At 54.3% G+C, this 11,203-nt stretch carries 9 protein-coding genes; 6 read left to right on the plus strand and 3 right to left on the minus strand.

What is annotated here, in order from left to right; translation table 11 throughout:
- Positions 1-13: 13 nt before the first annotated feature.
- Positions 14-634: a tyrosine-type recombinase/integrase gene (locus tag ACA058_RS30305; protein WP_497637183.1), complete on the plus strand. Its 621-nt coding sequence runs from the start codon at positions 14-16 to the stop codon at positions 632-634.
- 161 nt (positions 635-795) lie between these two features.
- Here ACA058_RS30305 and ACA058_RS30310 read toward each other — a convergent pair whose 3' ends face one another.
- Positions 796-1,848, minus strand: coding sequence for a helix-turn-helix domain-containing protein (locus tag ACA058_RS30310; protein ID WP_497637184.1), 1,053 nt, complete (start codon positions 1,846-1,848; stop codon positions 796-798).
- Positions 1,849-1,920: 72 nt separating this feature from the next.
- On the opposite strand from ACA058_RS30310, the gene ACA058_RS30315 reads away from it, so the two are divergent.
- Positions 1,921-3,054: a saccharopine dehydrogenase family protein gene (locus tag ACA058_RS30315; RefSeq protein WP_497637185.1), complete on the plus strand. Its 1,134-nt coding sequence runs from the start codon at positions 1,921-1,923 to the stop codon at positions 3,052-3,054.
- Between the two features lie 190 nt (positions 3,055-3,244).
- On the plus strand, positions 3,245-4,483 hold the full coding sequence (locus ACA058_RS30320; protein WP_497637186.1) for a thiolase family protein: 1,239 nt from the start codon (positions 3,245-3,247) through the stop codon (positions 4,481-4,483).
- A gap of 608 nt (positions 4,484-5,091) precedes the next feature.
- Here the strand turns inward: ACA058_RS30320 and ACA058_RS30325 are convergent.
- Positions 5,092-5,337: a hypothetical protein gene (locus ACA058_RS30325; RefSeq protein WP_497637187.1), complete on the minus strand. Its 246-nt coding sequence runs from the start codon at positions 5,335-5,337 to the stop codon at positions 5,092-5,094.
- 623 nt (positions 5,338-5,960) lie between these two features.
- Between ACA058_RS30325 and ACA058_RS30330 the strand changes: the two genes are divergently transcribed.
- The 3 genes from ACA058_RS30330 (at position 5,961) to dctM (ending at position 8,930) form a co-directional block, all read left to right on the plus strand.
- Entirely contained in the window at positions 5,961-6,956 is a 996-nt protein-coding gene (locus ACA058_RS30330) for a TRAP transporter substrate-binding protein (protein WP_497637188.1), read from the plus strand.
- 61 nt (positions 6,957-7,017) lie between these two features.
- Positions 7,018-7,650: a TRAP transporter small permease gene (locus tag ACA058_RS30335; RefSeq protein ID WP_497637189.1), complete on the plus strand. Its 633-nt coding sequence runs from the start codon at positions 7,018-7,020 to the stop codon at positions 7,648-7,650.
- Positions 7,647-8,930 (plus strand): C4-dicarboxylate TRAP transporter large permease protein DctM, encoded by a 1,284-nt coding sequence (gene dctM / locus ACA058_RS30340; protein WP_497637190.1) that lies wholly within the window; start codon positions 7,647-7,649, stop codon positions 8,928-8,930. Before ACA058_RS30335 ends, dctM begins: the two co-directional genes overlap by 4 nt.
- Before the next feature lie 284 nt (positions 8,931-9,214).
- Here dctM and ACA058_RS30345 read toward each other — a convergent pair whose 3' ends face one another.
- Positions 9,215-10,669, minus strand: coding sequence for a TrkH family potassium uptake protein (locus ACA058_RS30345; protein WP_497637191.1), 1,455 nt, complete (start codon positions 10,667-10,669; stop codon positions 9,215-9,217).
- Positions 10,670-11,203: the final 534 nt, after the last annotated feature.

Here is an 11,203-nt window from a genome sequence, read left to right on the forward strand (position 1 = left end):
TGGAGGACAAGCCATGAACACTATTGCTTTACGTCGCCATCAGCCTTGGAACAAGGGAAAGCTTGTAGGGCAGAAAGCCCCCCTTCGAGTCAGAGATATCTGGGCCATTCGGGTCAGGCTTCAGCTTGCGGAGAAGACACGGGATCTGGCTCTCTTCAACTTGGCCATCGACAGCAAACTGCGTGCCTGTGACTTAACCAAGCTGCGAGTACGAGACATTGCGCATGGGGAGCATGTTTCGTCACGGGCCATCGTGATGCAGCAGAAAACTCAGCATCCAGTGCAGTTTGAAATTACGGAGCAGACACGAACAGTTCTGGAGGCATGGATGCGTCAGGCGCATCTTCGCAGTGAAGACTTCCTGTTCCCGACGCGATTGCATGGCTCAGATCATCTCTCCACCAGGCAATACGCTCGAATAGTCAAAGCATGGGTAACAGCCATTGGACTTGATCCGACGATGTACGGTACCCACACGCTACGGCGAACCAAAGCATCTTTGATCTATCGCAGGACCAAGAATTTGAGAGCAGTTCAACTGTTGCTTGGTCATACGAAGCTCGAAAGCACTGTCAGGTACTTGGGCATCGAGGTAGACGATGCTCTAGAAATGGCAGAGCAGACAGAAGTCTAATCATCCACTGCGACGGTCTGGGCCCGCCCGTCGCTTTCCGACCCATAGCGGACTCTCGGGGAAATAAACCTGTCTGTCTACGAGCAGCTCCAACCTTGCCCATCTGTTAAACAGGCGGTTAATTACGCCCCCCTGAAACCGAAGTCCTCAGTCAAATCCAGTCATCCCTGCTGAGGTTGACTGGGCGGGCGACTAATATGGGCGCGATATTCGGCGGGTGTCGTTGCGTGGGCGGTGCGAAAGCTGGCGGTCAGGTGGCTTTGATCGCTGAATCCGCAGTTCAGGGCAATACGCGCAATGGGCATGGTCGTCATAGTCAACAGGTTACGCGCCCGTTCCAGGCGCCTCGCCAGAATGTAACGGTGTGGCGGCGCACCCATTGCTTCGTTGAACAGACGACGGAAATGCGCTGGACTGACCTGCGCCTCAGCGGACAGCAAGTCGATGGATAAACTCTCGGCCAGATGGTCATTAATGTACTGAAGTGCCGCCTGTAGACGCGAGAAATGAATGTGGCGAGGGTTGATACACCCCGTGTCCGGAGTTGTCAGCACGCGATAGGTTTGTTCCAGCATTACTTCGACCAGCATGGCCATGAAGCGTTGATCGGCGCTAGCGCCCTTGTGCAATTCATTAATCAATCGCAAGGCAGTCGCCCCCACTAGCGTGTCGCCAAACGACATGGGCTCCGACTGGGCTTCCACCAGCGCCTTGAGGCTCGCCTGAATTCCTTGCAGGTGATCTGGAAAATAAAAAATAGCGAAATCGACTGTGCCGGAATAGTACCAATGGGTTGCGTAGTTCGCGGGAACCAGCAAGGACTGGGTTGGCAAAAAGTCGGAGCGCAAATGTTCACGCTCACCCTGTTGAACACGCGAACCTCCAAATTGTGTCATCAGGGTGATTCCGCGCACGCCAGACACCGATTTTTCAACGCTGTGGAACAGATAGCGTTCGGCAAACAGGGGTGAATAACCATCGATCATGCCTTCGACGATGGGCGACACCTTCATATCTTTGCGTACTTGTTGCCAATATTCCATGGCGATACCCCGCGTGCAGGTCTCATGAGCAGATTTCAATAAATATACGCTCGTTCCCTCCAAGGCGAATAGTTCGCTTGTTAGCAAAATACATCCTGAACTCAAGTACTCCTGTAAAAAAAAGACGCATGAAGTCAGCGATGGCAGGGACTGTTTTACCAGCAGCTTCATGCCAATAGCTGGTCGCACAGCAGACGCTGGCAATTCGTCTAACAACCTCAAAAAACATGAGAAAACAAGAAAATGGCTAAATACCCTGTAGTTGTCTATGGCGCCAGTGGCTATACCGGCATGCTGACCATGGATTGGCTGATCGATCAAAATATCCCGTTCACCGCCGTGGCCCGCAATGCCGCGCGCACGCAGGAAATGATGGCGCAACGCGTCGTCCGTCTGGAGTCGGCCACCTACGAGATCATTGAAGCAGAACACACTGTTGAAGCGCTCACCCACGCGTTCAAAGGGGCGAAAGTCGTTTGCAACACCGTAGGACCTTTCGTGAAATTCGGCCTGACTGCCGTAGAAGCTGCACTCAAAGCCGGTTGTCATCACCTCGACACCACCGGTGAACAGGGCTACATGCGCCAGGTCAGCGAGCAGTTCGGCGAGTTGTATGCCCAAGCCGGCCTTCTCGTTTCGCCGTCGCTGTCCTACATGTTTACCTTCGCCGAAATCGCCGCCGAATTGGCCCTTGAAACCCCTGGCATCGACGCGCTGGAAACGTCGACCCTGTGCCGTAACCTGCGCAACGTCGGCGCTGGCGTAACCGTCGGTTCCACCGCCTCCATCTTCGAGCTGTATCGCGCGGAGCAATGCTACTTGTGGGAAAAAAAGCTGGTCCAGCACCCCTTGGGCACCTCCTTCAACATCACCTCTCCGGATTTCATACAGCCGGTGTTCGCTCTGCCTTGGGGCGGCACCTCGCTGCCGGTGTATTTCGAGCACGATCCACGCGTACGCAGCTGCGTTTCAGCCGTCGGCTTCTACGACAACGACGTCATGAAAATGGTGAATGCCCTTGGCCAGAAGTGGGATGAGGAATACAAGCATTTGTCGGTTGAACAGCAGGACGCCGTGCTCAAGCAAATCGTCGATTCCACAACTCCAAGTATGCCGCCACGCGAGCGCACCACCATCCATCGCACGGTCGACACCGCAATCGGCCGCGGCCAATTGGCTGCCGTTCGCGCCACCGTCCATGGCATCACGCCCTACATTTCTACCGGCGCGTTGCAGGTTGCCGCTGCTATCAAACTGATCGACGGTGAAACCAACAAGGTTGGCTTCGCCTCCGGTTCCAAAGCCTTTGGCCACCGCTACCTGCTGGGCTTCCTCGAACAACGGGGTCTGGCGCGAGCCACTGTCACCCAGCTCTGATTATCGAACGAGCGTGTCAAGTGAAGCAGGTGATCTGGAGTCCATCCTGCTGCGCAGCGACTGAGCCGTGATCGAGAAGGACCTGCGTCAGTCGTAGTGGGATGGTACGCAACGCAAGATCTGAATGAGCTGCATCACACTGACACATCAAACAGAAGGCGCCGCTGGCGCCTCATCCCTGGAGAGATTCATGAGCAACATCTATATCGCTGGTATTTCCATGACTGTCTTCGGTCGCCATCTTGAACGCAGTATCGACGACCTCGCCCGCGAAGCGCTTAACGGAGCATTGAAAGATGCTGGCTGCAAGACCAGCGACATCGGCGTCGCCTTTTACGCCGGAATGACCAATGGCCCGTTGCAAGGCCAGCTCTCGATCCCCGGTCAAGTCGTGTTCAGCAAGATCGGCATTGAAGGCATACCTGTCTACAACATCGAGAATGCCTGTGCCTCCGGCAGTTCCGCCTTCAACTTGGCCGTGCAAAGCCTCAAGGCTGGAACGACGGACGTGGCGCTGGCGCTCGGCGCGGAAAAAATGAATATCCCAGATAAAATGAAAGCATTGTCGCTGTTCGATGCCGGGTGGGACGTTTCACGCGCCGAAGAAAACTACCAGACCCTGGTTAATATGGGTGAAGGTGTCGAAGTACCTCCAGGCTCGGAATCGGACAAGCCCTACAGCAAGTTTATGGCCATTTATGCCGCGCTATGTCGCCACCACATGAAGACCCATGGCACGACGCAGCGGCAGATCGCGGCGGTGTCGGCCAAAAACCATACCCACTCGGTGCATAACCCCTACTCGCAATTTCGCAAGCCCTTCACTATCGAAGAAATCCTTGCCGCGCCACCCATCACATACCCGCTGACACTGCCAATGTGCGCTCCCCTGTCGGACGGCGCTGCCGCTGTCATTGTGTGCACCGAGGAGGGATTGAAGCGCATCGGCGTCGACAAACGTCGCTGCATCAAAGTCGCTGCCAGTGTGATCCGCACCTTCAGCCACCGCCGACTCGATCAACCGGAACTAAATGTTGCCCGGCTGGCTGCGGAGCTGGCCTATGAGCAAGCTGGCCTGGGACCGCAGGACATGCACGTAGCTGAGGTCCACGATGCCTCGGCGATGGGTGAAATCATCCAGGTCGAAAACCTCGGTTTTGTTCCCCTCGGTCAAGGAGGCCCTGCGGCCGAACGCGGTGAGTTCACCTTGGGCGGACGAATTCCGGTCAACACATCAGGCGGACTTGAATCTAAAGGTCATCCTTTGGGTGCCACCGGTATCGGTCAACTCTATGAGCTAGTGACGCAATTGCGCGGCGAAGCTGGCAATCGCCAGGTCGAGGGTGCACGACATGCGATCCAGGAAAACGGTGGCGGCTTGCAGGGCATCGAGGAAGCTGTGGTTGCGATACATATTCTGAGCAAGTGATATTTCGCGCGAGTTGGTGATCATGAATTGGGGCCTCCTGCTCTTGTGGCTCTTCGCAGGAGGAGACGTCGATGTAAAAGGAAATGAGGTTGTCATAGTTATGACTGAGGGGCAGCTTTTGGCCGTTTTCTGCCTGACAAGATAGGCAGCAATCGGCCAAAAGCAGTCAGTGACCCACCGATAATGTTATCAAGCGTCTGGAGAAGTACTTCACTTGATATGGTGGCATTAGATCCACAGGGCGTAGCTTCCAAGCCCCCGGCCTACCGTCACCCCCATTCAGCAAGTCAAACTTTCCGTCCGTCGATTCTAGTTAGGCAGAGTTTGATGTACTGGCCAAAAGCCGCTAAACATAGTGCGAGGGTCAACAATACTGGTGAAGAAATGGCATCGAGATTTGTTGTCGTTCCAGGGATTCCAAAGGAAACGGGGTCGGTACGTGAAGGGTCCCGCTTCTATTCCAGCATGGCGCCTAGTGGCTTTAGCATCTACGACACTAAAGAGAAATGCCGACTGCCCGCGTCATTTCCAACACGAATGGAAGCTGAGGCTGAGTGCGAAGCGAAAAACTCGGAGCAGCTATTCCGCTGTTAACCAACAGAGGATTCTCAGTCTGCCGATGGTACGTAGCTACCTGCCGCTCGCCCATCCAGAATAGGCATCGGGTCAATTTTTGGTGCGTTAAGAAACGTAGCCCACGCCTCATACGCCAGCTTCTGGCGATTGGTAGCTTCAATCCACGAAGAGCCCTCAACCTGCCGTGCCGAAACGAGCATCATTAAATGAGTGGTTGCTGCGTCAAGCTGGAGCAAAAGCTCATGGGACTGGAAACGAAAATCGTCTAGGTTGCTCATCGGAGTCGTACCCCATCATCGACGTGACTCGGAACTACAAGCCATTGTTCATATCGGTTCAGTGTGACAGCAGTTTCATTATGGCGTTCTTTCGCATGACAATCGGCTTCGTCTTAGGACAGTTACCGGATCAGGGGACCGCCGCCCTCGACTCTAATCAGGGCGTTCGTGCAAAGACAGGTGACTGCAATTTGGCCGTTTTCAGTCGGTTGCGACAGACCCAAAACGGCCGATTGTGTTGAAAAAGTCGGTCATACCAGACTGCCCGCATACTGGTTGCTGAAAACGCCTTTCTTGCGCGAAGCTACTCGAAATCTGAGCCCGGAATCCACTGCTCATAGAAAAGATTTCAATCTCAAGCGCTTACTTTTCTGCCGTGGAAACCATCGCCGACTTTTTCAACGGAATCGGCCAAAAGCAGTCATCCATTCAGGCATCCAATCAGCAGCCAAAAATCCATAAAGTCAAGTTTGAAAATCTCGCCATCTACCAGCAGTTTTCTGCCTTCCCGGTTAATACCCTCCAACTGATGGTTTTCTGCCTAGACTTCCTCCTGTCCCGACACACGAATGTGCTCAAGGCATCGAGTCATTCGAAAAATAAAAACAAGAGGAATCCCCCCGATGTTCAAATCTCTATGTACAGCACTCGCCTGCGCTCTTGCGTTAAGCACAACGAATGCGGCCATGGCGGCAGATCCGGTAATTATCAAATTATCGCATGTGGTCGCTGAACAGACGCCCAAGGGCCAAGGCGCCTTGCTTTTCAAGAAACTGGTAGAGGAACGCCTGCCCGGCAAGGTCAAGGTCGAGGTCTATCCAAACTCTTCACTATTTGGTGACGGCAAGGAGATGGAAGCGTTGTTACTGGGGGATGTGCAGATGATTGCGCCTTCTCTAGCCAAGTTCGAACAGTACACAAAGACTCTCCAACTATTCGATCTGCCCTTCCTCTTTAATGACATCGCCGCCGTCAACCGCTTCCAGTTGAGCCCGCAGGGCCAAGGGCTGCTCAAGTCCATGGAGAGCAAGAACATCACCGGCCTGGCCTACTGGCACAACGGTATGAAGCAACTGTCGGCCAATAAGCCACTGCGTGTCCCCGCCGATGCCCGTGGCCTGAAGTTCCGGGTGCAGGCGTCTGCCGTACTCGAAGAACAGTTCAAAGCTGTCCGCGCCAATCCGCGCAAGATGAGTTTTGCCGAGGTTTATCAGGGCCTGCAGACTGGTGTTGTCAACGGCGCTGAGAACCCCTACTCGAATATCTACAGCCAGAAAATGTATGAAGTGCAGAAGTACATCACTGAATCCAACCACGGCGTACTGGACTACATGCTGATTACCAACACCAAATTCTGGAACGGCTTGCCGCCAGACGTTCGCAGCGAACTGGACAAGATCGTTGTGGAAGTCACAGCGCAGGTTAACACGGAAGCGGAGCAACTAAACGAAGGCGACAAGCAACGCATACTCGCGGCCAAAACCACTGAAATCATTACTCTGACACCCGAAGAGCGCGAGCAATGGCGTGTAGCGATGAAGCCGGTATGGAAGAAGTTCGAAGGCGATATCGGCCCTGAATTGATCTCCGCAGCCGAAACCGCCAATAACGCTCAGTAATCGCAAGGCAGGTGCCGCCGTGGCGGCGCCTGCCAGTCGTCACTCGACGTGGGATGCCACCATGAAAGCGCTTCGGCGAATCTGGGAACACTTCGAGGAGGGCTTTATCGTCTTCCTTCTGGCCGCCATGACTCTGGTCACTTTCGTTTATGTGATCCTTAATAATTTCTACAGCCTTTTTTACTGGCTTGCCGATCGCTGGCCAGGTGCAAGCGCCCCGCTGTTCGCCATTGGCGACGAAATCATGGGAATGGCTCAGGCGATGACCTGGAGCACAGCACTGACCAAGGCCCTGTTTGGCTGGCTGATCTTTTTCGGTCTGGCCTATGGCGTGCGCACGGCCGGGCATATCGGTGTTGACGCACTCGTCAGGCTGACCAGCCGATCGGTGCAAAAGTACATAGGTATCGTGGCCTGCCTGTGCTGCCTGTTCTATGCAGGGCTGCTCAGCGTCGCCAGCTTCGAATGGATTCAAACGTTGATGATTGCAGGCATCGGCGCCGAGGATCTGGGCCATTTCGGTATCATGCAATGGCATATCGGGTTGATCGTTCCTTTGGGTTTCGCCCTGGTTTTCATCCGTTTCGCTGAAATTCTCGTGCGCATCCTTCAGAACCGCCAAACCGGCCTGGGCTTGGCCGACGAAGCCGCTGATGCGTTGAAACTCGCCGAGCACGAGGATGACAAGTCATGACTATTGCTTTCTTGTTCCTGGCCCTCTTCGTCCTGATGTTCATCGGCGTTCCCATCGCCATTTCCCTCGGTCTCGCCGGCTCCTTGACCATCATTTTCTTTAGCCCCGACTCAGTGCGCTCGCTGGCGATCAAGCTGTTCGAGACCTCGGAGCATTACACGCTGTTGGCCATTCCGTTTTTCCTGCTCGCTGGTGCCTTCATGACCACCGGTGGCGTGGCACGCCGGTTGATCGATTTTGCCAACGCCTGTGTCGGGCATATTCGCGGCGGACTGGCGATTGCCGCCGTATTGGCCTGCATGCTGTTTGCCGCTCTTTCCGGCTCGAGTCCTGCGACGGTGGCGGCCGTGGGTTCGATTGCCATCGCCGGCATGGTCCGCTCCGGATATCCGCAGGCCTTTGGTGCGGGGATCATCTGCAACGCCGGGACCCTAGGCATCCTGATTCCGCCCTCGATCGTGATGGTGGTCTATGCCGCCGCGACCGAGACCTCCGTCGGTAAGCTGTTCATGGCTGGTGTGGTGCCAGGGTTGTTGTTGGGTACTGCGCTGATGGTGGCAATCTATATTGTCGCCGTTAAGAAAAACCTGCCCGCGCTGCCCCGCGCGACATTGCGTGAATTGCTCGGCACCGCACGCAAGGCGATTTGGGGTCTGCTGCTTATGCTGATCATCCTGGGCGGCATCTACTCAGGGATGTTTACGCCGACCGAAGCGGCGGCGGTGGCGGCGGTTTACTCAGCCTTTATTGCCTTGTTCGTTTACAAGGACCTGACGTTTCGTGAAACCCCGAAAGTCCTGCTGGACTCTGCCAAGTTGAGCATCATGCTGATGTTCATCATCGCCAACGCCATGCTCTTCGCCCATGTGCTGACCACTGAACAGCTACCCCAACAGATTACCGCCTGGGTGATCGAGGCTGGCCTGACGCCCGTCATGTTTCTGCTGGTGGTGAACATCGTGCTACTAATTGCGGGCGCCTTTATGGAACCGTCGGCCATCATTCTTATTCTGGCGCCGATCCTCTTTCCCATAGCCATCAAACTGGGTATCGATCCAATTCATCTGGGCATCATTATGGTGGTCAATCTTGAGATTGGCCTGATCACACCGCCGGTGGGCTTGAACCTGTTCGTCACCTCAGCGGTGACCGGTATGACACTGCCTGCCACCGTAAGGGCCGCCATGCCCTGGTTGATGATCCTGCTGCTGTTTCTGATTCTGATTACCTACGTACCCTGGATTTCCCTTGTGCTGCCAAACTGGTTGGACATGAGTTAACTTTCCACTTTAGCTTCCCAGTTCATGAAGGTAACTGCAACGGGCTTAACAGATGTTCAGACGGCAAAAAGCCCACACTTGGCGGGCTTTTTGTCAAAGGGGAACCAATTCCTTTGGTCTTTGTCCAGTTTGCCTAGCATCAATCAGTGAATCAAGGCCAACCATCTGGACGATTGCAGAATCCGAGTATTGGGGCAAAGCAGTATGTTTCCTTAAAGCAAACGGTACATTTCCAGCCGGGCACCGACGGCTTGATAAATGTCCCGCTGGCTCAAAAAAATCGATCAGTACCTCCAAAAGACTGGCGTCACGATCACCAGCACCGTCAGTATTTCCAGCCTTCCGAGGAGCATACCAACGGTCAGCAACCACTTCGCCACATCCGGTAGCGAAGCAAAATTGCCTGCCGGTCCAATGATCGTTCCCAGTCCAGGGCCAACATTGCACACTGCTGTAGCGGCCCCACTCAGCGCCGTCGTCCAGTCAAGACCGATCATTGCCAGCCCCAAGGCCAGAATTGCGATGGTGATGGTGAAGAAAAATGAGAAGGTCAAAAGCGAGCGCAAAATCTCCTCATCAATGGGGTGTCCGTTGTACTTTTTTTGAATGACTGCTCGGGGATGAATCAGTTGCTTCAAGCTACTCACGAGCAACGCGGCAGCCACCTGAAAGCGGAAGATTTTAAGACCACCCGCCGTAGAGCCTGAGCACCCACCGACGAAGGTCAGGTAGAAAAAGAGCAAAACGGCAAAGCTGCCCCACAGAGTGTAATCACCCACCGCCACTCCCGTGGTCGTAACGACCGAGGTCACATTGATCGCCACGATACGAAATGCATCCCACCATTTGTAATCGCTGTGAAAACACAACCACGTACCCACTGCCAACCAAGTAACGATCAGGAAGCAAACAAATCCTCGTACCTGGTGATCCTTGAGTAGCGCACGGCGGTGGCCGCGCAATGTTGCGACATATAACGTAAAGGGTAGGCTACCCAGAATCATGATAATTACCGCCACCCAGTGAATCGCGGGTTGCGTCCAATGCCCAAGTGAGGCGTCCGAAGTCGAGAATCCCCCAGTGGAGATCAAGGACATTGCATGATTGATTGCTTCAAATGGCGTCATGCCGGCGATCCAGAGGGCGAGAGTCCCGGCTCCAGTGAGTCCCAGATAAAGCAAAAGGATGTACTTGGCTGCAATATGGGAGCGCGGTGTCACCTTCTCCGACCAGTCCGAGGACTCTGTTTGGAAGAGACGCATGCCACCTACTCGAAGCAGGGGAAGGATCGCCACAGCCATACCGATGAAGCCGATACCGCCTAGCCAGTGAAGCATTGATCGCCACATCAACAACCCTGGTGAAGCAGTATCCAAGCCGCTCAGGACGGTTGAGCCAGTGGTCGTTATACCGGACATTGTTTCAAAGAAGGCGTCGGTGTAACTGATGTGGCTGATAAGCACCATTGGCAACGCTGCAAAAATACACACCACCACCCAGCTAGCGGTAGTCAGAAGGTACATGTCCCTCGGACGAAGCTGAGCAGTTTCTGGGCGCCCTCGCACGATCAACAAGAGACCGCAGATGAAGGTAATCAAACTCGACCAAAGAAAGGCCGATAGGTCGTCGCTGCGCTCATAGGCCACCAGTGTGATCATGGGGATGACCATGCTTACGGCAAGCGTAATCAGAAAAACGCCTAAGATGAAGCCAATGAGCCTCATTGCTGCGAAGGACATAAAATTAACCTGCCAAATTTGCACCGCGCATTATCGAAGGCTCAATCTCAACAACCCGCAAATTTTTCGTAAAATTTCTACGGGCAGATAGCAGTATTGAATACGTCCTGTCATTTCGAAATCGGTCCCCATTGGCGCAGCTTGAGTCGCGACTTTGAATTATCAATTCGGAGCAAGCCTGTACAAGTGGCACTTGGCATTGTCGTGTCATGAGTGCGAACTCAATCGGTCGATGCAACAGATCGGCTAAATCTCGTGGCTAGCGTTCGCAGGTGGTTCTTTGGGGACTTTCCGGTACCACTACTGACTTCATCACGTGTTGACCCAAACATCAGGTCGGCCTAGGGAGGGAGAGGGCCACCACCAGAGTCGGTTACTCGCCTGTTGCTCTAAGCATTACCATTGTCCTCTTAACAGACAAAGTCTATGGCTTGGTACCTCACTGCCCCATAGGAGGAGCGGCTCTTAGCTGAGCGAGTAGGGTTCCTACGAATAAAAAACCCGGCACAGGGCCGGGCTTACCTGTATTCCCTA

Source organism: Pseudomonas sp. LBUM1649 (genome assembly GCF_059716155.1).